The organism is Micrococcus sp. KT16, assembly GCF_003315015.1.
GTDB lineage: Bacteria > Actinomycetota > Actinomycetes > Actinomycetales > Micrococcaceae > Micrococcus > Micrococcus luteus.
This window is the reverse complement of sequence record NZ_QNRG01000002.1, coordinates 224405-246247: the sequence shown is the minus strand read 5'-3', so window position 1 is coordinate 246247 and position 21843 is coordinate 224405. Positions and strand designations below refer to the sequence as shown.

Annotated in this window: 20 protein-coding genes; 18 read left to right on the top strand and 2 right to left on the bottom strand. The window is 73.8% G+C overall.

The window, feature by feature from the left end; translation table 11 throughout:
- Positions 1 to 292: 292 nt before the first annotated feature.
- The 9 genes from rpsB (at position 293) to DE149_RS03200 (ending at position 9041) form a co-directional block, all read left to right on the top strand.
- The gene (rpsB, locus tag DE149_RS03240; RefSeq protein ID WP_036382563.1) at positions 293 to 1195 is read left to right on the top strand and encodes a 30S ribosomal protein S2; all 903 of its coding nucleotides are present in this window, start codon (positions 293 to 295) and stop codon (positions 1193 to 1195) included.
- 103 nt (positions 1196 to 1298) lie between these two features.
- Positions 1299 to 2135 (top strand): translation elongation factor Ts, encoded by an 837-nt coding sequence (gene tsf, locus DE149_RS03235; RefSeq protein ID WP_010079157.1) that lies wholly within the window; start codon positions 1299 to 1301, stop codon positions 2133 to 2135.
- Positions 2136 to 2343: 208 nt separating this feature from the next.
- Positions 2344 to 3111, top strand: coding sequence for a UMP kinase (gene pyrH / locus DE149_RS03230; protein WP_002857706.1), 768 nt, complete (start codon positions 2344 to 2346; stop codon positions 3109 to 3111).
- Between the two features lie 53 nt (positions 3112 to 3164).
- The gene (gene frr, locus DE149_RS03225) at positions 3165 to 3722 is read left to right on the top strand and encodes a ribosome recycling factor (RefSeq protein ID WP_036314042.1); all 558 of its coding nucleotides are present in this window, start codon (positions 3165 to 3167) and stop codon (positions 3720 to 3722) included.
- 36 nt (positions 3723 to 3758) lie between these two features.
- Positions 3759 to 4595 (top strand): phosphatidate cytidylyltransferase, encoded by an 837-nt coding sequence (locus tag DE149_RS03220; RefSeq protein WP_100058556.1) that lies wholly within the window; start codon positions 3759 to 3761, stop codon positions 4593 to 4595.
- A gap of 49 nt (positions 4596 to 4644) precedes the next feature.
- A complete protein-coding gene (locus DE149_RS03215) occupies positions 4645 to 5244 on the top strand; it encodes a DivIVA domain-containing protein (protein ID WP_113913944.1) in 600 nt (199 codons plus the stop codon).
- 154 nt (positions 5245 to 5398) lie between these two features.
- Complete coding sequence (gene pdhA, locus DE149_RS03210) at positions 5399 to 6553, top strand: pyruvate dehydrogenase (acetyl-transferring) E1 component subunit alpha (RefSeq protein WP_113913943.1); 1155 nt, start codon at positions 5399 to 5401, stop codon at positions 6551 to 6553.
- Between the two features lie 8 nt (positions 6554 to 6561).
- Positions 6562 to 7617: an alpha-ketoacid dehydrogenase subunit beta gene (locus DE149_RS03205; protein ID WP_052520122.1), complete on the top strand. Its 1056-nt coding sequence runs from the start codon at positions 6562 to 6564 to the stop codon at positions 7615 to 7617.
- Positions 7614 to 9041, top strand: a complete 1428-nt coding sequence (locus tag DE149_RS03200) for a dihydrolipoamide acetyltransferase family protein (RefSeq protein WP_060974170.1) — start codon at positions 7614 to 7616, stop codon at positions 9039 to 9041. The genes DE149_RS03205 and DE149_RS03200 overlap by 4 nt, the downstream gene beginning before the upstream one ends.
- A 105-nt stretch (positions 9042 to 9146) precedes the next feature.
- Here DE149_RS03200 and DE149_RS03195 read toward each other — a convergent pair whose 3' ends face one another.
- Positions 9147 to 9620 carry a GNAT family N-acetyltransferase gene (locus DE149_RS03195; protein WP_044660004.1) on the bottom strand — a complete coding sequence of 158 codons (474 nt, stop codon included), beginning with the start codon at positions 9618 to 9620 and terminating at the stop codon, positions 9147 to 9149.
- 104 nt (positions 9621 to 9724) lie between these two features.
- Positions 9725 to 10372 carry a TetR/AcrR family transcriptional regulator gene (locus DE149_RS03190; protein WP_044660003.1) on the bottom strand — a complete coding sequence of 216 codons (648 nt, stop codon included), beginning with the start codon at positions 10370 to 10372 and terminating at the stop codon, positions 9725 to 9727.
- Positions 10373 to 10485: 113 nt separating this feature from the next.
- Between DE149_RS03190 and DE149_RS03185 the strand changes: the two genes are divergently transcribed.
- The 9 genes from DE149_RS03185 to DE149_RS03145 all read left to right on the top strand — a co-directional run bounded on the left by DE149_RS03185 (position 10486) and on the right by DE149_RS03145 (position 21790).
- Positions 10486 to 12102, top strand: a complete 1617-nt coding sequence (locus DE149_RS03185) for a carboxyl transferase domain-containing protein (RefSeq protein ID WP_041104212.1) — start codon at positions 10486 to 10488, stop codon at positions 12100 to 12102.
- 7 nt (positions 12103 to 12109) lie between these two features.
- Positions 12110 to 14245 (top strand): biotin carboxylase N-terminal domain-containing protein, encoded by a 2136-nt coding sequence (locus tag DE149_RS03180; RefSeq protein ID WP_102708376.1) that lies wholly within the window; start codon positions 12110 to 12112, stop codon positions 14243 to 14245.
- Positions 14246 to 14260: 15 nt separating this feature from the next.
- Positions 14261 to 15448 (top strand): acyl-CoA dehydrogenase family protein, encoded by a 1188-nt coding sequence (locus DE149_RS03175; protein WP_113913942.1) that lies wholly within the window; start codon positions 14261 to 14263, stop codon positions 15446 to 15448.
- Between the two features lies 1 nt (position 15449).
- Positions 15450 to 15980 carry a MaoC family dehydratase gene (locus DE149_RS03170; protein ID WP_063190287.1) on the top strand — a complete coding sequence of 177 codons (531 nt, stop codon included), beginning with the start codon at positions 15450 to 15452 and terminating at the stop codon, positions 15978 to 15980.
- Entirely contained in the window at positions 15977 to 16855 is an 879-nt protein-coding gene (locus DE149_RS03165) for a CoA ester lyase (RefSeq protein WP_113913941.1), read from the top strand. Before DE149_RS03170 ends, DE149_RS03165 begins: the two co-directional genes overlap by 4 nt.
- A 202-nt stretch (positions 16856 to 17057) precedes the next feature.
- The gene (locus tag DE149_RS03160) at positions 17058 to 17432 is read left to right on the top strand and encodes a DUF485 domain-containing protein (protein WP_041104222.1); all 375 of its coding nucleotides are present in this window, start codon (positions 17058 to 17060) and stop codon (positions 17430 to 17432) included.
- A complete protein-coding gene (locus tag DE149_RS03155; RefSeq protein WP_041104224.1) occupies positions 17429 to 19051 on the top strand; it encodes a cation acetate symporter in 1623 nt (540 codons plus the stop codon). The genes DE149_RS03160 and DE149_RS03155 overlap by 4 nt, the downstream gene beginning before the upstream one ends.
- 139 nt (positions 19052 to 19190) lie before the next feature.
- Positions 19191 to 20426 carry a 1-deoxy-D-xylulose-5-phosphate reductoisomerase gene (gene dxr, locus DE149_RS03150; RefSeq protein WP_052520075.1) on the top strand — a complete coding sequence of 412 codons (1236 nt, stop codon included), beginning with the start codon at positions 19191 to 19193 and terminating at the stop codon, positions 20424 to 20426.
- Positions 20423 to 21790, top strand: coding sequence for an RIP metalloprotease (locus DE149_RS03145; protein WP_061866732.1), 1368 nt, complete (start codon positions 20423 to 20425; stop codon positions 21788 to 21790). Before dxr ends, DE149_RS03145 begins: the two co-directional genes overlap by 4 nt.
- The last annotated feature ends 53 nt before the right edge of the window (positions 21791 to 21843 follow it).

The following is a 21843-nucleotide window of genomic DNA, read 5'->3' as shown; positions in this document are numbered from 1 at the left end:
CTGGGGTAGGATTCACCTCAGCGGTGTCCTGTGGCCGGCCCTGTGCTGTGCCCCGGACGCCGACTCCGCGCATCGCGGTGGGTCGCTTCAGCGGCCCAGCCCCCACGCTCGGTCCCGTCCCCGCCGTCCTCCTGGAGAGGACGTCGGCGCGGGTGCTCGTGGGGCCCGGCAGCCCGCCGTCGTGGTGCCAGGGGCCGCCCGACCGGGCCGGCCGCCAACCGTCAAGAAATCGACCGGCAGACCGCCCGCGCGTGAAGCGCGGGGTGCCACGGCTGCCACAGAAGGGAACGTCATGCCCGTCGTGACCATGCGCCAGCTCCTCGACTCCGGTGTCCACTTCGGCCACCAGACCCGCCGCTGGAACCCCAAGATGAAGCGCTTCATCTTCACCGAGCGCAACGGCATCTACATCATCGACCTCCAGCAGTCGCTGTCCTACATCGACCGCGCCTACGAGTTCGTCAAGGAGACCGTCGCCCACGGCGGCACCATCCTGTTCGTCGGCACCAAGAAGCAGGCCCAGGAGGCCATCGCGGAGCAGGCCGGTCGCGTGGGCATGCCCTACGTGAACCACCGCTGGCTCGGCGGCATGCTGACCAACTTCTCCACCGTCTCCAAGCGCGTGCAGCGCATGAAGGAGCTCGAGGAGATCGACTTCGAGGACGTGGCCGGCTCGCAGTTCACCAAGAAGGAGCTGCTGCTGCTCAACCGTGAGCTCGAGAAGCTGCAGGCCAACCTCGGCGGCATCCGCAACATGGCCAAGACCCCCTCCGCCGTGTGGGTCGTGGACACCAAGAAGGAGCACCTGGCCGTCGACGAGGCCCAGAAGCTCGGCATCCCGGTCGTCGCCATCCTGGACACCAACTGCGATCCGGACGAGGTCGCCTACCCGATCCCGGGCAACGACGACGCCATCCGCTCCGTGAACCTGCTGACCCGCGTGGTCGCGGACGCCGTCGCCGAGGGCCTGATCGCCCGTCAGGGCGGCAAGTCCGGCCAGGCGGCCGCCGAGCCGATGGCCGAGTGGGAGCGCGAGCTGCTCGAGCAGCACAACGCCCAGCAGGCCGAGCAGGCTGAGCAGGCCGAGGCCCCCGCCGCCGAGGCGCCGGCCGAGCAGGCCGAGGCCCCCGCCGCCGAGGCGCCGGCCGAGCAGGCCGAGGCCCCCGCCGCCGAGGCCGCCCCGCAGGGCGAGTGATCCCGGCCGGCCCGTCGGCCCGGCCCCACCCGGCCGGGCCGACGGACCGGATCAGACCCCGAACATCCCGCACAACCCACACCACGGGAAGGACCGAACGAGCATGGCGAACTACACCGCTGCTGACATCAAGGCCCTGCGCGAGCGCACCGGCGCCGGCATGATGGACGTGAAGAAGGCTCTGGACGAGGCCGACGGCGACGCCGAGAAGGCCATCGAGATCATCCGCGTGAAGGGCCTCAAGGGCGCCACCAAGCGCGAGGGCCGCTCCGCCGCCGAGGGCCTCGTGGCCGCGACCGTCGAGAACGGCGTCGGCGTCATGATCGAGCTCAACTGCGAGACCGACTTCGTGGCCAAGGCCGACAAGTTCATCGCCCTGGGCGACGTGGTGCTGCGCGCCGCCGTCGCCTCCGGCGCCACCGACGTCGACGGCCTGCTGGCCTCCGACTACGAGGGCCGCACCCTGGGCGACTACGTGACCGAGGAGGGCGCCCTGCTGGGCGAGAAGGTGGCCGTGCGCCGCCTGGCCCGCGTGGAGGGCGCCTTCGTGGACGCCTACCTGCACAAGACCTCCAAGGACCTGCCGGCCCAGGTGGGCGTGCTCCTCGCCGTGGACGCCGACTCCGCCGACGCCAAGACCGCCGCGCACGACATCGCCGTGCACACCGCGGCCTATTCGCCCACGTACCTCACCCGTGAGGACGTGCCGGCCGAGACCGTCGAGAACGAGCGTCGCATCGCCGATGAGACCGCCCGTGCCGAGGGCAAGCCGGAGCAGGCCCTGCCGAAGATCGTGGAGGGCCGCCTGACCGGCTTCTTCAAGGAGATCGTGCTCGTGGACCAGCCGTTCGCGAAGGACCCGAAGCAGACCGTCGGCAAGGTCGCCTCCGACGCCGGCACCAACGTCACCGGGTTCGCCCGCTTCCGCGTCGGCAACTGACCGCCGCACCCGGACCGGCCGCTCCCGGTCCACGCCCCGCGGGGGCGTAGGATCGGGAGCGACCCGAGGTCCACTCCGGCGCCGGATGGCGCCGACGACCATCGCATGACGGGGTGGCCGCCCCGACCGGGCGGCCACCCCGTCCGCGTGTCCGCCCCCGGGACGGCCGTCCCCGGCCCGACCCCCCACCGACCAGGAGATGCTTCCCATGGAGACGAACCGCGCCCCCGAGGACCCGACCACCGCCCACGCCCCGCAGACCTCGGACGACACCGGCCGCCGTCGCGTGCTCCTCAAGCTCTCGGGCGAGGTGTTCGGCGGCGGCAAGATCGGCGTGGACCCGGAGACCGTCCGCGGCATCGCCGAGCAGATCGCCGCCGCGGCGGACCAGGTGGAGATCGCGATCGTCGTCGGCGGCGGCAACTTCTTCCGTGGCGCCGAGCTGTCCGAGAACGGGATGGACCGCCGTCGGGCCGACTACATGGGCATGCTCGGCACCGTGATGAACTGCCTGGCCCTGCAGGACTTCCTCATCCAGGCCGGGGTCACCACGCGCGTGCAGTCCGCCATCCACATGGAGCAGGTGGCGGAGTCCTACATCCCGCTGCGCGCCATCCGCCACATGCAGAAGGGCCGCGTCGTGATCTTCGGCGCAGGCACCGGCCTGCCCTACTTCTCCACGGACACCGTGGCGGCCCAGCGTGCCCTCGAGGTCGGGGCGGACGAGGTCCTGATGGCCAAGTCCGGCGTGGACGGCGTCTACACCGCGGACCCCAAGAAGGACCCCACCGCCGAGCGTCTCACGCACCTGACCTACGACGAGGCGCTGCTGCGGAACATCCGCGTGATGGACCTGACCGCCATGACCATGTGCAAGGACAACGACCTGGACATGCGCGTGTTCGGCATGGAGGGCCCGGGCAACGTGACCCGCGCCCTGCTCGGCGAGCCGATCGGCACCACCGTCACCGTCTGAGGCGCGCCGCGTAGGATGGCGGCAGACCTGTTCCACCACACCGAGGAGACACCGTGATCCAGGAGACCCTGCAGTCCGCCGAAGAGCAGATGGACCGCACCATCGAGGCCACGCGTGAGGACTTCGCCTCCGTGCGCACCGGCCGCGCCAACCCGGGCCTCTACTCCAAGGTGATGGTCGACTACTACGGCTCGTTCACCCCGCTGCAGCAGCTGGCGTCCTTCACCACCACGGACGCCCGCACGCTGCTCATCACCCCGTTCGACCAGTCGGCCCTGCGCAACATCGAGAAGGCGCTGTCCGAGTCCGAGGTCGGCGCGAACCCGTCCAACGACGGCAAGGTCATCCGCATCGTGATGCCGGAGCTGACCGAGGAGCGCCGCAAGGAGTACGTGAAGCTGGTCAAGTCCAAGGCGGAGGAGCACAAGATCTCCGTGCGCAATGCCCGCCGCAAGGCCAAGGAGGCCATGGACAAGGCCGTCAAGGACGGCGAGGTCGGCGAGGACGAGGGCGCCCGCGGCGAGAAGGAGCTGGACGCGCTCACCAAACGCCACGTCGAGCTCATCGACGAGATGGCCAAGAACAAGGAGCAGGAGCTGCTGGAGGTCTGAGCCTCCCGCCGTCCGCGCTCGCCCCATGACCTCCCCATGACCTCCGCCGTGTCCACCTCGCCCGCACCTCCGCGCGGCGGCCGCGACCTCAAGTCCGCCGTCCTCGTGGGGGTGGGGCTGCTGGCGACGGCCCTGGTCGGCCTCTTCTGGCTCGACTGGCTGCTGGTCCTCCTCGTGGTCGCCCTGCTGGTCGGCGCGGTGTCCGAGATCGCGACGGTGGTGCGCGGCATCGGCCTGGACGTGCCGCGGCCCCCGCTCTGGGTGGCCGCGGCGGTCCTGCCGCTCACCGCGTGGCGGTGGGGGGTGCCCGCGCTGTTCATCGCCCTGGTGGCATGCCTGGCGCTGGTGGCCGTGTGGACGGCGCTGACGCGGCGGCGTCCGGCGGGCCAGTTCATGCTCGCGGGCGTGTTCATCGTGCTGTGGGCGCCGTTCCTGCTCTCCTTCGCCGCGGCGCTCCTGGACGAGCCGCTGGGGCACCGCATGGTGGCGGTCCTGCTGCTGATGGTGGTCTCCAACGACACGTTCGGCTACATCGTGGGCTACCGCTTCGGCCGCACCCCGATCGCCCCGCGCATCAGCCCCAAGAAGTCCTGGGAGGGCCTGGCCGGCTCCCTGGCGGGCTCGGTGCTGGTGGGCGTCGTCGCCGTCCCCCTGCTGGTCGGCCAGCCGTGGTGGGTCGGCGCCGTCCTCGGCGTGACCACCGTCGCCGCCGCCACCTCGGGGGACTTCTCTGAGTCCATGGTCAAGCGTGAGCTCGGCATCAAGGACATGTCCTCCGCCCTGCCCGGCCACGGCGGCGTGATGGACCGCCTGGACTCCCTCGTGTTCGCCGCGCCGGTGGCCTACACCGTGCTGGCGCTGCCCCTGACCTGATCCACCCCTCGACCCGGCACGGCCGGGACCCGCACCGCAGGAGACGCCCATGACCCCCCGCACCACCCCGGACACCGAGCCGGTCTTCGAGCTCGTCGAGCAGGACGAGATCGGCTACGAGACCACCCACGTGGACGCCTTCATGGCGCGTGCCCGTGAGGCGCGCGACGGCGGTGCCCCGCTGACGGCGGAGGAGGTGCGCCAGGCCCGCTTCGCGACCGTCAACGGCGGCTACGCCACCGACGAGGTGGACGACGAGCTGGACCGCCTGGAGGAGGAGTTGGCCGCCGCCGAGCGTCAGGCCTTCGTCGCGGAGCGCGGGGACGAGGACTGGGCCGCAGACCTCGAGGAGCGCGTGGCCGAGCTCGTGACCCGCGCCGACCGGGCCCCGGCGGAGCGCTTCCGCCGCCCCTCCCGCGCGGACGCCGTGAGCTACGACGTGGACCAGGTGGACGCGCTCGTGGACCGCCTGCGCATCACCCTGGCCGGTGCGGAGGGCTCGACGGATCCCGACGCCGAGGGCGGGCTGACCGCGGACGACGTGCGCCGCGCGTCGTTCGGCGAGGCGGAGGGTGCCGCCGGCTACGAGGAGGGCCAGGTCGACGCCTACCTCGACGCCGCCGTCGACGTGCTGCTGCGCCGCGCCTGACACCCGGCCCTCGCGCGGCGGCCCGGGAGAGTGGCGCAGATCACACTGAAGTGATTACAATCACACCACCGAGACGCCGCGCGCTCCACCCCTGCTCGCGCATGCGTACAACTCCCTCGCCCCGCACCGTGGGCGTCGATCGGAAGGCAGTCCAGTGACCCTCGTGGACCACACCCGTCCCACCGGCGGACAGTCCGCCGGCTCTCCGCCCCCGGCGGGCCCGGCCGAGGCCGTGATGCTCCAGGTGCTCGACACGGAGGGCCGCCGCCGTCCGCAGCCGGAGCTCGACCCGTGGATCGAGGACGTCGACGCCGACGCCCTCTCCGCGCTGTACCGCCAGATGGCCGTGGTCCGGCGCCTCGACGTCGAGGCCACGCACCTGCAGCGTCAGGGCGAGCTGGCCCTGTGGCCCCCGCTGCTGGGCCAGGAGGCCGCCCAGGTGGGCTCCGCCGTCGCGCTGCGACCGGACGACTTCGTCTTCCCGTCCTACCGCGAGAACGGCGTGGCCCTGCTGCGCGGCGTCCCCGCGCTGGACCTGCTGCGGGTGTGGCGCGGCTCCACGTTCTCGAGCTGGGACCCGAACGAGGCGCGGGTGGCCACCCAGCAGATCATCATCGGCGCGCAGGCCCTGCACGCCGTCGGCTATGCGATGGGCGTCCAGCGGGACCAGGCGGACGTGGCCACGATCGTCTACTTCGGCGACGGCGCCACGAGCCAGGGGGACGTCAACGAAGCCATGGTCTTCAGCGCCTCGTACCAGTCGCCCGTGGTGTTCTTCTGCCAGAACAACCACTGGGCCATCTCCGAGCCCGTGCGCCTGCAGACCCGCCGCAGCATCGCGGACCGCCCGTGGGGCTTCGGCATCCCGTCGATGCGCGTGGACGGCAACGACGTCCTGGCCGTGCTCGCCGCGACCCGCGCCGCCGTCGAGCGCGCGGCCGACGGGGGCGGTCCCACCTTCATCGAGGCCGTCACCTACCGCATGGGCCCGCACACCACCGCGGACGACCCCACCCGCTACCGGGACGACGCCGAGCTCGAGGCCTGGAAGGCCCGTGACCCGCTGACCCGCGTGGAGGCGCACCTGCGCACCCTCGATGTGGACGTGGACGCCGTGCTCGCACAGGCCCAGGCCGAGGCCGACGAGCTGGCGGCCGAGGTCCGCCGCGCCCTCGAGGCGCTCGAGGAGGACGGCGCGGACAGGCTCTTCGACGAGATCTACGCCGAGCCCCACCAGGAGCTCGAGCGGCAGCGCCGCGAGCACGCCCTCTACCTGCAGCAGTTCGACGACGAGGAGGCGGGCGCGTGAGCGAGCGCATGACCTTCAGCCGGGCGATCAACCGCGGCCTGCACCGTGCCCTGGCCGACGACCCCAAGGTCCTGCTCATGGGCGAGGACATCGGCGCCCTCGGCGGCGTGTTCCGCATCACCGACGGCCTGCAGGCCGAGTTCGGCGAGGACCGGGTGCTCGACACCCCGCTGGCCGAGTCCGGCATCGTGGGCACGGCCATCGGCCTGGCCATGCGCGGCTACCGGCCCGTCGTCGAGATCCAGTTCGACGGCTTCGTGTACCCGGCGTTCGACCAGATCGTGGCGAACCTGGCCAAGCTGCGCGCCCGCACCCGCGGCGCCGTGCCGATGCCGGTGACCATCCGCATCCCCTTCGGCGGCGGCATCGGCTCCCCGGAGCACCACTCCGAGTCGCCCGAGGCCTACTTCCTGCACACCGCGGGCCTGCGGGTGGTCTCCCCGTCCTCCCCACAGGAGGGGTACGACCTCATCCGCGCCGCGATCGCCTCGGAGGACCCGGTGGTCTACCTCGAGCCCAAGCGTCGCTACCACGACAAGGGCGACGTGGACCTGGACGTCGCGATCCCCCCGATGAGCCCCGCCCGCATCCTGCGCGAGGGCCGGGACGCCACGCTCGTGGCCTACGGCCCGCTCGTGAAGACCGCCCTGCAGGCCGCGGAGGTGGCGGCCGAGGAGGGCGTCGAGGTCGAGGTGGTCGACCTGCGCAGCCTGTCTCCGCTGGACACCGGCCTCGTCGAGTCCTCGGTGCGGCGCACCGGCCGGCTCGTCGTGGCGCACGAAGCGTCCCGCACCGGCGGCCTCGGCGCCGAGCTCGTGGCCACGGTGGCCGAGCGCGCGTTCCACTGGCTCGAGGCCCCGCCGGTGCGCGTCACCGGCATGGACGTGCCCTACCCGCCGTCCAAGCTCGAGCATCTGCACCTGCCGGACCTCGACCGCATCCTCGACGGCCTGGACCGTGCTCTGGGCCGGCCGAATTCGCTGGACTCCGTGGACGCGTTCGCCGCCCCCGAGACCGCCGAGCAGTTCCTCGCCGCCCAGAACGCCGGGGAGGAGACCCGATGAGCCAGAAGACCTTCCGCCTGCCCGACCTCGGCGAGGGCCTGACCGAGTCCGAGATCGTGACGTGGCGCGTGGCCGAGGGCGATGCGGTGACCGTGAACCAGGTGCTCGCCGACGTCGAGACGGCCAAGGCCGTGGTCGAGGTCTCGAGCCCGTTCGCGGGCGTCGTCGCGGCCCTGCACGGCGCCGAGGGTGAGACCCTCGAGGTCGGTGCGCCCCTGGTGACCTTCACCCTCGAGGGCGCCGAGTCCGACGTCGGCGGGCCCGCCGAGGGTGACGGCCGCGTGCCCACCCTCGTCGGCTACGGCGCCGCGCCGGACACCGGCAAGCCCGGCCGCCGTGCGCGGCGCGGCTCCGCGGCCCCGGCGACGTCGGCCGCCCCGGCGGGCGAGCCCGCCCGCGGACAGGCGCCGTCCACGTCGGAGGCGGCCCCCGCCGGCGCCGGGCGCCCGCAGCCCGAGGCCGCCGAGCCGGACCGCGCGGACGCGGCCCACGAGCCGGCCCCGGGCGAGCGACCCCGGTGCACTCCGCCCGTGCGCCTGTACGCGCGCCGCGCGGGCGTGGATCTGGAGCAGGTCACCGGCACGGGTGTGGGCGGGGTCATCACCCGCGCGGACGTCGAGGCGTTCCTGGCCGGGGGCGGGCAGCCCGCGGCCGCGGCGGCGCCGCCGCAGTCCGGCGCCGAGTCGGGCTCGACCGGGGGCGTCCGCACCCTGGGCGGCCGCCCGCGCACGGAGGCCGTGCCGGTCAAGGGCGTGCGCAAGGCGACCGCGGCGGCCATGGTGCAGTCCGCGTTCACCGCCCCGCACGTGACCGAGTTCCTGCAGGTGGACGTCACCGAGACCATGGAGCTGCTCGCCGAGCTCAAGGCCTCCCGCGAGTTCCGGGACGTCAAGCTCACGCCCATGACGCTCGCCGCCAAGGCGTGCCTCGTGGCGATGGAGCGCACCCCGGACGTCAACGCCCGGTGGGACGAGGCCGCCGGGACGATCGTCCAGCAGAACTTCGTGAACCTCGGTTTCGCCGCCGCCACCCCCCGCGGGCTGATGGTGCCGAACGTCAAGGACGCCCAGGCGATGAGCCTGAGGGAGCTGGCCGACGCCATCCGCGATCTCACGGGCCTCGCCCGCGAGGGGCGGCTGTCCCCGGCGGATCTGGCCGGCGGCACCTTCACGCTCACGAACGTCGGGGTGTTCGGCGTGGACGCGGGCACCCCGATCATCAACCCGGGTGAGGGGGCGATCATCGCGATCGGCCAGGTCCGGAGGATGCCGTGGGAGCACCGCGGCGAGATCGCCCTGCGGGACGTCATGACGCTGTCCCTCTCGTTCGACCACCGCTTCGTGGACGGCGAGCAGGGCTCGCGCTTCCTCGCGGACGTCGGCGCGATCCTGCGCCGCCCGGGTCTGACCCTGGCCATGGTCTGACGGCCCCGGACGCGCCGTGGCCCCGCCACCCGGGCACCGGGAGGCGGGGCCGTCGTCGTGGCAGGCCGGTGCGGCCGCCGGCACGGCGGGGGCCGCGGGGCGCGCTCAGTCGGCGGCGGGCAGCTCCATCACGAGCTCGGTGATGACCTCGGCACGGGCGTTGGAGAAGACCTTCTCCTCGCCGACGGTCTCGAAGCCGCGGCGGGAGAGCACCTTCACGGAGCCCACATTGTCCTCGGGGACGTGCGCCCGCAGCGGGCGGGCGGTGTGCTCCTCCAGGAACCGGTCCACGGCCGCGGTCGTCAGCCCCAGGCCCCAGTAGTCCTGCGCGGTCCAGAAGGACAGCTCGCCCACGCCGTCCTGCTGGATGCACACGAGCGCACCCACGGCGCGGCCCTCGTGCTCGATGGTCCGCACGACGGTGTCCTCGTCCCCGAGCAGGTGGGCCCAGTGGTAGTCGAAGACACCGCGGTCCCGGGGGTTGCGGGGGGCGAAGGCGGACATCAGGTTGGCCTGCTCGTCCTGCTGGTGGAGGAAGAACTCGTCCAGATCCTCGGGTCGGACGTCACGAAGAAGCACGGCGGTGGACCTCTCGGGGCGGGGTTCGACGGCGTCCGCCGTCGCGGGTACCGGCCACCGTACCACCGGGCACGACGTCGGCCCGCCGGGCCGGTGCCGTCCGCTCAGTCCTCGCCGGACAGCGGTCCGGGGGCCGTGGCCGCGGCCCAGGCCATGGCCACGAGGGTCGCACGGCGGGCCGCGCGGTCGGCCGCGGTGCGCCGCACCGAGCGGGGGGTGGAGTTGAGCAGGCCCAGCACGGCCTGGGCGCGGAACACGGCGGTGGCCTGGTCCTCGTGGGGGTGGACGACCTGCAGCTGGCGCGCCCACACGTCGATGTAGGCGCGCTGGGTGCGCGTGATGGCCGTGCGCGCGCCGTCGGGCAGGGCGGACATGTCGCGGTCCTGCACACGGATCACGTCGCGCTGGGCGAGGGCGAAGTCCGCCTGGAAGCCGATGAGGGCCCGCAGGGTCTCCGCCCCCGGCGCGTGCTGCGCCTCGGCGGCCAGCCCGCCGTCGAGCAGGTCCTGCGAGGCCGTGTCGAGGATCGCCGTGAGCACGGCGGCCTTGCCGGCGAAGTGGCGGTAGATGGCGGGGCCGCTGATCCCGACCGCGGCGCCGATGTCCTCGAGGCGGACCGCGTCGAAGCCCCGGGCCGCGAACAGTCGCGCCGCGGCCGCGAGCAGGTCCACCCGGCGTCGGGCCTTGGCGGCCTCCCGGGCGGTCGGCGGGGTCGCCGGGGCGGCGGGGGACGCGGGATCGGCGGCGGGCATGGGTTCCACTGTAGGACGAGACGAGGCGCGCCGGGCGCCCGGTCGACGTCAGTGACGATCGTCACTACACTGAGGCTCGGTTCAGTTAGTCGTCATTCACTGAAGGGGGTCTCATGACCGCCAGCACCCCGGCCCCGGCCGCGCAGTCCGCGCCCACCGTGGCCGAGCGCAACGCGGCCGGCCACGCTCGGCTCGAGCAGGAGCTCGCCGACCTCGTCGCCCGCACGTCGCTCGGCGGGCCCGAGCGCTCGCGCGAGCGCCACACCGGCCGCGGCAAGCTGCTGGTGCGGGACCGCATCGACGCGCTGCTCGACGAGGGCTCGCCCTTCCTCGAGGTCGGCGCGCTGGCCGCGCACGGCCTGTACGGCGGGGACAGCCCCGCCGCCGGCGTCGTGGCGGGCATCGGCCTGGTCCACGGCCGCCTCGTGATGGTGGTCGGCAACGACGCCACCGTGAAGGGCGGCACCTACTACCCCATGACGGTGAAGAAGCACCTGCGGGCCCAGGAGATCGCCCTGGAGAACCGCCTGCCGTGCATCTACCTCGTGGACTCCGGCGGCGCGTTCCTGCCCCGCCAGGACGAGGTCTTCCCGGACCGCGAGCACTTCGGCCGCATCTTCCGGAACCAGGCGCTGCTCTCCTCGCAGCGCATCCCGCAGCTGGCCGCGGTGTGCGGCTCCTCCACGGCGGGCGGCGCGTACGTGCCGGCCATGTCGGACGAGACCGTGATCGTGCGCGAGCAGGGCACCATCTTCCTCGGCGGCCCCCCGCTCGTGAAGGCCGCGATCGGGGAGGACGTCTCGCCCGAGGACCTCGGCGGCGGCCGGCTGCACGCCGAGCGCTCCGGCGTCGCGGACCACCTGGCGGACGACGACCTGCACGCCATGCAGATCCTCCGGGACATCGTGGCCACCCTGCCCCCGGCCGAGGCGCCGGCCTGGGAGGTCGCCCCCGCCGCGGAGCCCGCCAAGGACCCGGCCGAGCTGACCAGCGTCGTGCCCGTGGACGTGAACACCCCCTACGACGTGCGCGAGGTGATCGACCGCCTCGTGGACGGCGGCTCCGTCCACGAGTTCAAGCCCCTCTACGGCACCACCCTGGTCACCGCGTTCGCGCGGATCGACGGCCACCCCGTGGGCGTCCTCGCCAACAACGGCATCCTGTTCGGAGACTCCGCCCGCAAGGGCGCGCACTTCATCGAACTGTGCGACCAGCGCGGCATCCCGCTGCTGTTCCTGCAGAACATCTCCGGCTTCATGGTGGGTCGGGACGCGGAGGCCGGCGGCATCGCGCGCGACGGCGCCAAGATGGTCACCGCCGTCGCGACCGCCCGCGTGCCCAAGCTGACCGTGGTGATCGGCGGCTCGTTCGGCGCCGGCAACTACGCGATGTGCGGCCGCGCCTACTCACCCCGCTTCCTGTGGATGTGGCCGAACGCGCGCATCTCCGTGATGGGCGGCCCGCAGGCCTCCTCCGTGCTCACGCAGATCAAGCAGGACCAGCGGGCCGCCGCGGGGGAGGAGCCGATGTCCTCCGAGGAGGTCGAGGCCTTCCAGGCGCCGGTCCGTCGGCAGTACGAGGACCAGGGCAGCCCCCTGTACTCCACCGCCCGCCTCTGGGACGACGGGGTGATCACCCCCGGCCAGACCCGCCGGGTGCTCTCCCTGGCCCTCGACGTCATCTCCCGTTCCCCGCTGCCGGACTCCCGGTTCGGCCTGTTCCGCATGTGAGCCACCAGTGACCGAGAACCACGCCCAGGGGACGCCCCTGTTCGACACCGTGCTGGTGGCCAACCGCGGCGAGATCGCCGTGCGCGTCATCCGCACCCTGCGCCGCCTCGGCATCCGCTCGGTGGCCGTGCACTCCGACGCCGACGCCGACGCGCGGCACGTCCGCGAGGCGGACACGGCGGTCCGCCTCGGCCCGGCTCCGGCCCGCGAGTCGTACCTGGACATCGACGCCGTCGTCGACGCCGCGCGCCGCACCGGCGCCCAGGCCGTGCACCCCGGCTACGGCTTCCTGTCCGAGAACGCCGACTTCGCCCGCGCGCTGGAGGCGGCCGGCATCGTGTTCGTGGGCCCGCCCGTGGCCTCGCTCGACGCGATGGCGGACAAGATCCGCGCGAAGGAGACCGTGGCCGCGTACGACGTGCCGGTGGTCCCCGGCATCCAGGACCCCACGCTCACCGACGAGCAGATCACGGCCGAGGCCGAGCGCGTCGGCTTCCCGCTGCTGATCAAGCCCTCCGCGGGCGGCGGCGGCAAGGGCATGGTGGCCGTGCGCGCCGCCGAGGAGCTGCCCGGCGCCCTCGCCTCGGCCCGGCGCACGGCGCGCTCGGCGTTCGGCGACGACACGCTGCTGCTCGAGCGGCTCATCACCGCGCCCCGGCACGTCGAGGTGCAGGTGTTCGCGGACGCCCACGGCGCCACCGTGCACCTGGGTGAGCGCGAGTGCTCCCTGCAGCGCCGCCACCAGAAGGTGATCGAGGAGGCCCCCGCGCCCCTGCTGACCGGGCTGGCGCACGGGGCCGAGCTCCGCGAGCGCCTGGGCCGGGCCGCCGTGGACGCGGCCGTGTCCGTGGGCTACCGCGGTGCCGGCACCGTCGAGTTCCTCGTCTCGGACGAGAACCCGGACGAGTTCTTCTTCATGGAGATGAACACCCGCCTGCAGGTGGAGCACCCGGTCTCCGAGGAGGTCGTCCGGGTGCGCGGACAGCGCCTGGACTTCGTGGAGCTGCAGCTGCGCATCGCCGCGGGGGGGCCGCTCGGCTTCGCCCAGGAGGACGTGACCCTCGACGGCGCCGCCGTCGAGGCCCGCGTCTACGCGGAGGACCCCGCGAACGGCTTCCTGCCCTCCACCGGGCCGGTGCTGCGCTGGCGCGAGCCCGCCGGCGAGGGCGTCCGCGTCGACACCCTCCTGCTGCCCTCCCGGCCGGCCGAGGAGCGCGCGTTCGGCTCCGGACCGCAGACTGGCCCCGCCGCCGGCGCCGTGGACCCCGTGGACGTCGACGGCGCACAGCCCGAGATCACCGGCTTCTACGACCCGATGATCGCCAAGCTCATCGCCCGTGGCGCCGACCGCGCCGAGGCCCTGGACCGGCTCGACGCCGCGCTCGCGGACACCGTGCTGTTCGGCGTCCGCTCCAACCTGGGCTGGCTGCGCGAGCTCGCGGCCCGCGAGGACGTGCGGACCGGCCGGCTCACCACCGAGCTGATCGACGGCCTCGAGGCGTGGACCGCCCCCGCGCTGCCCGAGGACCTCGCCGCGCTCGCGGCCGAGGCCCTGGCCGACGTGTCCGAGGACGCGGCCGCCGCCGAGCACCGCGCGGCCGGCACCGCGTGGGCCCGGGCGGACGGCTGGCGCGGCGCGGGCGCCCCGCAGCCCGGGATGCGCGTCCGGGTCGGGGACGAGGACCGCATCCTCACCGCCCCCGCCGCCGACGCCGAGGTGGACGAGGACGCCGGAGGCCTGGCGGGCGTCAACCTCCTGGCCGGTGACCCGCGGGACCCGCGCTCAGCGTGGCTGCACCGCGACGGCGCCGCGTGGCAGGTCCGCCGCCTCACCCGGGCCGAGGTGGTCGAGGCCGCCCGCGCGGCCGCGGCCGCGCGTCGTGCCCCGGCCGGCGCAGCGTCCCCCGAGGCCCGCACGCCCATGCCGGGCACCGTCGTCGCCGTGTCCGTGGCCACCGGGGACACCGTGGCCGCGGGCCAGGAGCTGGCGGTGGTCGAGGCCATGAAGATGGAGCACCCCGTCACGGCCGCCGTCGCCGGCGTCGTGACCGTCCACGTCGCCGAGGGCGACGCCGTGGCCGCGCAGGCGTTGATCGCCGTCGTCGAGCCCACCGAGCACGCAGCACCCGCAGAGAACACCTGAGAACAGGAGAGGACCATGAGCACCAAGCACCGCACCCTGCCCGCCCTCGAGGAGGACTACCAGGTCCTCTCCGACACCGTCCGCGAGTTCGCCGACGAGGTCGTGGCCCCGGTCTCCGCCGAGCTGGACGCCCAGCACGAGTTCCCGTACGAGATCGTGGCCCAGATGGGCGAGATGGGCCTGTTCGGCCTCCCGTTCCCCGAGGAGTACGGCGGCATGGGCGGCGACTACTTCGCCCTGGCCCTGGCCCTCGAGCAGCTCGGCCGCGTCAACCAGTCCGTGGCCATCACCCTCGAGGCCGGCGTCTCCCTGGGCGCCATGCCGCTGCTGAAGTTCGGCACCGAGGAACAGAAGCAGCGCTGGCTGCCGGACCTCGTGGCCGGCACGCACCTGGCCGGCTTCGGCCTCACCGAGCCGGGCGCGGGCTCCGACGCCGGCGGCACCCAGACCACCGCCGCGCTCGAGGACGGCCAGTGGCGCATCAACGGCGCCAAGGAGTTCATCACCAACTCCGGCACGGACATCACCTCGCTCGTCACCGTCACCGCCGTGACCGGCACCGTGGAGGGCAGGACCGGCCACGACGGCCGCCCCGCCAAGGAGATCTCCACAATCCTCGTGCCCGCCGGCACCGAGGGCTTCTCCGTGGCCAAGGCCTACGACAAGGTCGGCTGGAACTCCTCGGACACCCACGCCCTGCACCTCACGGACGCGCGCGTGCCGGAGGAGAACCTGCTGGGCGCCCGCGGCCGCGGCTTCGCCCACTTCCTCGAGATCCTCGACGAGGGCCGTATCGCCATCGCGGCCCTGGCCACCGGCGCGGCCCAGGGCTGCGTGGACGAGTCGGTCGCCTACGCCAAGCAGCGGACCTCGTTCGGCCAGAAGATCGGGCAGTTCCAGGCCGTGTCCTTCAAGATCGCCCGCATGCAGGCCCGCGCGCACGCCGCCCGCCTGGCCTACTACGAGGCCGCCCAGAAGATGCTGGCCGGCAAGCCGTTCAAGACCGAGGCCGCCATGGCCAAGCTGATCGCCGGCGAGGCCGCCATGGACAACGCCCGGGACGCCACCCAGGTGTTCGGCGGCTACGGCTTCATGAACGAGACCCTCGTGGCCCGTCACTACCGCGACTCCAAGATCCTCGAGGTCGGCGAGGGCACCACCGAGGTGCAGCTCATGCTGATCGCCCGCGAGCTGGGCCTCTGACGTGACGGAGCGCGTCGAGATCGAGCAGCGGGGCCGCTACGCGGACGAGCTGGCGGTCGGCCAGGTCTACCTGCACCGGCCCGGCCGCACGCTCACCGAGGCGGACAACGTCCTGTTCACCACCCTCACCATGAACCCGCAGGCCCTGCACCTGGACCACGCGTACGCGGCGGCCCAGCCGTTCGGCCGGCCACTGGTCAACTCGATGCTGACGCTGTCCACCCTGGTGGGCCTCGCCGTCGGTCAGACCACGCAGGGCACGCTCGTGGCCCAGCTCGGCCTGGGGGAGATCGCGTTCCCGAAGCCGGTCTTCCACGGGGACACGCTCTACGGGCGCTCCGAGGTCACCGCGATCCGCGAGTCCTCCTCGCGACCGGGGCAGCGGGTCGTCACGTTCGCGATGACGGGGGAGAACCAGCACGGCGACGTCGTCGTCCGCGCCCAGCGCACCTGTCTGATGTGGACCGCGCAGGCGCACGCGGAGGCCAAGGCGAAGGCCGCCGACGCCGCAGGCACGGGGGAGCGGGCATGAGCGCGCTGAGCCTCGGACCGGCCGTCATGTTCACCCCGGCGGACCGCCCCGAGCGGTACGCCACGGCGCTCGAGCGCGCCGACGCGGTGATCCTCGACCTCGAGGACGCCGTCACCCCGGACGCCCGGCCCACCGCGCGGGACGCCGTCGCGGCGGCCTGGGCGGGGCGGGCGACGGGCGGGGTCGACGGCGGCCCGCTGGACGAGGACCGCGTGGTGGTCCGCGTGAACCCCGCGGGCACCGCGGACCACGACGCCGACCTGGCCATGCTCGCCGGGACGGGCTGGCGCACGCTCATGCTCGCCAAGGCCGAGTCCGCCGCGCAGGTGGACGGGGTCGTCGCCGCCCTCGGACCGCAGACCCGCGTCGTCGCCCTATGCGAGACCGCGGCCGGGATCCTCGCCGCCGCCGACCTGGCCGCCCACCCGCACGTGGGTGCGCTGATGTGGGGCGCCGAGGACCTCGTGGCGTCGATGGGCGGCAGCTCCTCCCGCACCCCCGAGGGCGCCTACCGCTCCGTGGTCCAGCACGCCCGCGCGACGGTGCTGCTGGCGGCGGCCGCCCACGGCGCGGCCGCATGGGACGCCGTCCACCTGGACCTCGGCGACGAGGCCGGGCTGGCCGCCGAGGCCGAGGACGCCGTCGCCCTGGGCTGCACCGCGACCGTGTGCCTGCACCCGCGCCAGGTGCCCGTCGTGCGCTCCGCCTACACGCTCGCCCCGGAGGCCGTCGAGCGCGCCCGGCGCGTCCTCGCCGCGGCCGAGGGCCGACACGGGGCCTTCGAGCTGGACGGGGCGATGGTCGACGAGGTGGTCCTCGCCCAGGCCCGCGCGGTCCTGCGCCGCGCGGACGCGCCCCGGCCGGCGAGCGCCTGACCGGCTCCTCGGCGGCTCCGCGCCCCGGCGGCCCCGTGCCGTCGGGGCGCGTCCGCGTCCGCACGGCTGCGCACCGGGGCTGTCACAGGGGCGCACGGCCCAGGGGTGCGCTTGACGGCGCACCCCTCCGCCCGCCAGAGTGTGGTTGTCATCACAGTGATCTGTCTCACACTGATCCGTCCTACGCACCCCCGGAGGGCCCATGTCATCCAGCGAGCCCACGGCGCCGGTCCCCACGGCCGCGCAGTTCCGCGCCGCGCAGCAGTCCGAGGAGTTCATCGAGCTCCGGCGCACCCACCGATCCTTCGCCTTCCCCATGACCGTGGCGTTCTTCGTCTGGTACCTGGTGTTCGTGATCGTCGGCGCGTTCTTCCCCGAGTTCATGGCGATCCGCCTCGGCGGCAACATCACCCTCGGCCTGATCCTCGGCCTGCTCCAGTTCGTCACCACGTTCCTGATCACCTTCGCCTACGTCCGTTTCTCCAACCGGACCCTGGACCCCCGCGCCACCGCGCTGCGTGAGCGCCTCGAGCGCGAGGCCGCCGGCGCCCACGAGAACCCGGAGGCCACGCGATGAGCGCGCTCACCCCCCTGCTCCAGGCCGCCCCGCAGACGGTCGGCAACCCCGCCGTGAACATCGGCATCTTCGTCGCCTTCGTGGTGGTCACCCTCGTGATCGTGATCCGCGCGTCCAAGACGAACGCGTCCTCGGCCGACTACTACGCCGGCGGCCGCGGCTTCTCCGGCACCCAGAACGGCACGGCCATCGCGGGTGACTACCTCTCCGCGGCCTCGTTCCTGGGCATCGTGGGCGCGATCGCCCTCTACGGCTACGACGGCTTCCTCTACTCGATCGGCTTCCTCGTGGCGTGGCTCGTGGCCCTGCTGCTGGTGGCCGAGCTGCTGCGCAACACCGGCAAGTTCACCATGGCGGACGTGCTGTCCTTCCGCCTGCAGCAGCGTCCCGTGCGCATCGCCGCCGCCTTCGGCACCATGGCCGTCTGCCTCTTCTACCTCCTGGCCCAGATGGCCGGCGCCGGCGGCCTGGTGTCCCTGCTGCTGAACATCAACGACCGGGCCGGCCAGGCCCTCGTGATCGTGATCGTGGGCGTGCTGATGATCGTCTACGTGCTGATCGGCGGCATGAAGGGCACCACCTACGTGCAGATCATCAAGGCGATCCTGCTGATCGCCGGCGCGGGGATCATGACCGTGTGGTCACTGGCCCTGTTCGGCTTCGACTTCAACGCCATGCTGGGGGCCGCCGTCGAGATGAACCCGAAGGGCGAGGCGATCCTCGAGCCGGGCCTGCAGTACGGCGCCAGCGCGCTGACCCGCCTCGACTTCGTGTCCCTGGGCATCGCGCTCGTGCTCGGCACCGCCGGCCTGCCGCACGTGCTCATGCGGTTCTACACGGTGCCCACCGCCAAGGAGGCGCGCAAGTCCGTGGTGTGGGCCATCGTCCTCATCGGCGCGTTCTACCTGTTCACCCTCGTGCTGGGCTACGGCGCCGGCGCGCTGATCGGCCCCGAGCGCATCCTGGCCGCGCCCGGCGGGCAGAACTCCGCGGCCCCGCTGCTGGCGTTCGAGCTCGGCGGCTCCATCCTGCTGGGCCTGATCTCGGCGGTCGCGTTCGCCACCATCCTCGCGGTGGTCGCGGGCCTGGCCATCACGGCGGCGGCGTCCTTCGCCCACGACGTGTACGGCTCCGTGATCGCCAAGCACCCGCTCACCCCGCAGGAGGAGGTGCGGATCGGCAAGATCACCGTGGTGGTGATCGGCGTCCTGGCGATCGTCGGCGGCATCGCCGCCCAGGGCCAGAACGTGGCGTTCCTCGTGGCGCTCGCCTTCGCGGTGGCGGCCTCGGCGAACCTGCCGACCATCCTCTACTCCCTGTTCTGGCGGCGCTTCACCACCCGCGGCGCGGTGTGGTCGATGTACGGCGGACTGCTCTCCGCGATCATCCTGATCGTCCTGTCCCCGGTGATGTCCGGGACGCCGACCTCGATGATCCCGGGCGCGGACTTCGCGGTGTTCCCGCTGAAGAACCCGGGCATCGTCTCCATCCCGCTGGCCTTCTTCCTCGGCTGGCTCGGCTCGGTGACCTCGTCGCGCGCCGAGGACCCCGACAAGCAGGCCGAGATGGAGGTCCGCTCCCTCACCGGCATCGGCGCCGAGAAGCCGGTGCAGCACTGATCCGCGGCTGACCCGGTCCCACGGGGGCCGGCGGGGCGGGACGTCGGGGTGCGGCGTCCGTCCGGCCGGCCCCCCGTCCGTGTCCAGGCCCGACTGGCATCATGGCGGGGTGACGCACGGATCCCTCACCGACTACACGCTGCCCGCCCCCGCCCCGGCGGACGACGACGGCGCCCCGCGCGCCGTCGCCCTGATCGGCTCCACGGGCTCGATCGGCACCCAGGGCCTCGACGTGATCGCCCAGGACCCCACCCGGCTCCGGGCCGTCGCGCTCGCGGGCGGGGCGAACACGACCCTGCTGGCCGAGCAGGCCGTGCGCTTCGAGGTCGAGGCGGTGGGCTCCGCCGCGGCGGGGGAGGAGGAGCTGCGCGCCGCCCTCGCCGACGCCGCCGCCCGCCTCGGGCGCCCGTCCCCCCGACCCGTGCTGTTCACCGGCCCGTGCGCCGCCGAGCAGATCGCCGCGTGGCCCGGCGCCGACACCGTGCTCAACGGGATCACGGGCTCGATCGGCCTGCGGCCCACCCTCGCCGCCCTGCACGCCGGCCACCGCCTGGCCCTGGCCAACAAGGAGTCGCTCATCGTCGGCGGGGCCCTCGTGAAGGCGGCCGCGGCGCCGGGCCAGCTCGTGCCGGTGGACTCCGAGCACTCCGCGCTCGCGCAGGCGCTGCGCGGGGGCACGGCGGACGAGGTCCGCCGCCTCGTGCTCACGGCCTCGGGCGGGCCGTTCCGCGGCCTGGACCGCGCCGCCCTGCACGCCGTCACGCCCGCCCAGGCCCTCGCCCACCCCACGTGGGACATGGGCCGCGTCGTCACCACCAACTCCGCCTCCCTCGTGAACAAGGCCCTCGAGGTGATCGAGGCCCACCTGCTGTTCGACGTGCCCCTGGACCGGATCGACGTCGTGGTCCACCCGCAGTCCGTGGTCCACTCGATGGTCGAGTTCGTCGACGGGTCCACGCTCGCCCAGGCCTCCCCGCCGGACATGCGCCTGCCCATCGCCCTGGGGCTGTGCTGGCCGCGCCGTCTCTCGGGCGCGGCCCCGGCCTGCGACTGGACGCGGGCGGCCACCTGGACGTTCGAGCCCCTCGACGAGGAGGCCTTCCCCGCGGTACGGGCCGCGAAGGAGGCGGCGGCCGCCTCGCCCACCCACATGGCCGTGTTCAACGCCGCCAACGAGGAGTCCGTGGACGCCTTCCACGCCGGCGCCCTGCCCTTCGACGGGATCGTGGACACGGTCCGCGCCGTCGTCGCCGACTATGCCCCCGAGCACGTGCTCGCCGCGGCCGGCCACGACCCCGCGCCGACGGGGCTCACCGTGGATGCCGTGCTCGCCGCCGAGGCCTGGGCGCGCCGTGCGGCGCGGGCCCGCTGGTGACCGTCGTGGAGATCCTCTGGTACGTCGCGGGCGTCCTCGCGGTCGCGCTGGGCCTGGCGGTCTCGATCGCCCTGCACGAGATCGGCCACCTCGTCCCGGCCAAGCTCTTCGGCGTGCGCGTCACGCAGTACATGATCGGCTTCGGCCCGACGCTCGTCTCGTGGCGCCGCGGCGAGACGGAGTACGGGTTCAAGGCCGTGCCGCTGGGCGGCTACGTCGCGATGATCGGGATGCTGCCCCCGCCGCGGCCCGGGCAGACGCCCCGCGCGGCGTCCACGGGCTTCGTCCAGCAGCTGGGCCGCATGGCCGACGACGCGCGGGCCCAGGCCGCCGAGGAGGTCCGCCCCGGCGACGAGCACCGCCGCTTCCTCGCCCTGCCGGTGTGGAAGCGGGTGGTGATCATGCTCGGCGGGCCGTTCATGAACCTGCTCATCGCGCTGGGCGCCACCGCCCTGCTGGTCACCACGGTGGGCACCTCGCAGCCCAGCACCACCGTCGCCGAGGTCTACCGGTGCGTGGTCACGATGCAGGAGCAGCAGGCCCGCGCCGCCTCCGGCGGGACAGAGGACTGCCGCCCGGGCGATCCCGCCGCGCCCGCCCACGAGGCGGGACTGCGCCCCGGCGACACCGTGCTCGCCTTCGACGGGCGGCCGGTCTCCGACTGGGACGCCCTCTCCGCCGCGATCCGGGACCGCGCCGGACAGCCCACCCGGATCGAGTGGGAGCGCGACGGCGAGCGGATGAGCGCCACCCTGACCCCGCGCCTGACGGAACGGCCCGTGACGGACGCGCTGGGCCGGCCCGAGCGGGCCCCGGACGGGACCGTGGCGACCCACGAGGTCGGGTTCATCGGCATGGGCGCGCAGCTCGAGACGGTCCGCGGCACCCCGCTCGACGCCGGCCCGCTCGTGGCCCAGCAGGTGCGGGGCGTCGTCGACGTCGTCCTCGTGCTGCCGCAGCGGCTGTGGGACACCGCCGTCGCCGTGGTGACCCCGGCCGAGCGCGACCCGGACGGCCCGATGTCCGTGGTGGGAGTCGGCCGGATCGCCGGGGAGGCGGCGGCGCTCGAGGAGGCCACGCTGACGGACAAGGCCGCCCTGCTGCTGTCCCTGCTGGCGGGCGTGAACGTGGCGCTCATGGTGTTCAACCTCATCCCGCTGCTCCCGCTCGACGGCGGCCACGTGGCCGGCGCCCTGTGGGAGGCGGTGCGCCGCGGTTGGGCCCGGATCACGGGCCGCCCGGACCCGGGGCCGTTCGACCTGGCCCGCATGCTGCCGCTGACCTACGCGGTGGGCGCGGCGATGCTGCTCATGGGCGTCATCCTGATCGTGGCGGACATCGTGGAGCCGGTCCGGCTGTTCTGAGCCCGGCCCGTTCGCCGTGGGCGGTCGCCCCGCGCCCCGGGGCGCCCGCGCGC

Excerpts from the sequence above, each read along its gene's own strand:
- pyrH (WP_002857706.1), top strand. The coding sequence starts at position 2,344 with ATGGAGACGAACCGCGCCCCCGAGGACCCGACCACCGCCCACGCCCCG.
- DE149_RS03190 (WP_044660003.1), bottom strand. The coding sequence starts at position 10,372 with ATGCCCGCCGCCGATCCCGCGTCCCCCGCCGCCCCGGCGACCCCGCCG.
- DE149_RS03215 (WP_113913944.1), top strand. The coding sequence starts at position 4,645 with ATGACCCCCCGCACCACCCCGGACACCGAGCCGGTCTTCGAGCTCGTC.
- DE149_RS03165 (WP_113913941.1), top strand. The coding sequence starts at position 15,977 with ATGAGCGCGCTGAGCCTCGGACCGGCCGTCATGTTCACCCCGGCGGAC.
- DE149_RS03220 (WP_100058556.1), top strand. The coding sequence starts at position 3,759 with ATGACCTCCGCCGTGTCCACCTCGCCCGCACCTCCGCGCGGCGGCCGC.
- tsf (WP_010079157.1), top strand. The coding sequence starts at position 1,299 with ATGGCGAACTACACCGCTGCTGACATCAAGGCCCTGCGCGAGCGCACC.
- DE149_RS03160 (WP_041104222.1), top strand. The coding sequence starts at position 17,058 with ATGTCATCCAGCGAGCCCACGGCGCCGGTCCCCACGGCCGCGCAGTTC.
- DE149_RS03205 (WP_052520122.1), top strand. The coding sequence starts at position 6,562 with ATGACCTTCAGCCGGGCGATCAACCGCGGCCTGCACCGTGCCCTGGCC.
- DE149_RS03200 (WP_060974170.1), top strand. The coding sequence starts at position 7,614 with ATGAGCCAGAAGACCTTCCGCCTGCCCGACCTCGGCGAGGGCCTGACC.
- rpsB (WP_036382563.1), top strand. The coding sequence starts at position 293 with ATGCCCGTCGTGACCATGCGCCAGCTCCTCGACTCCGGTGTCCACTTC.
- DE149_RS03155 (WP_041104224.1), top strand. The coding sequence starts at position 17,429 with ATGAGCGCGCTCACCCCCCTGCTCCAGGCCGCCCCGCAGACGGTCGGC.
- DE149_RS03185 (WP_041104212.1), top strand. The coding sequence starts at position 10,486 with ATGACCGCCAGCACCCCGGCCCCGGCCGCGCAGTCCGCGCCCACCGTG.
- DE149_RS03175 (WP_113913942.1), top strand. The coding sequence starts at position 14,261 with ATGAGCACCAAGCACCGCACCCTGCCCGCCCTCGAGGAGGACTACCAG.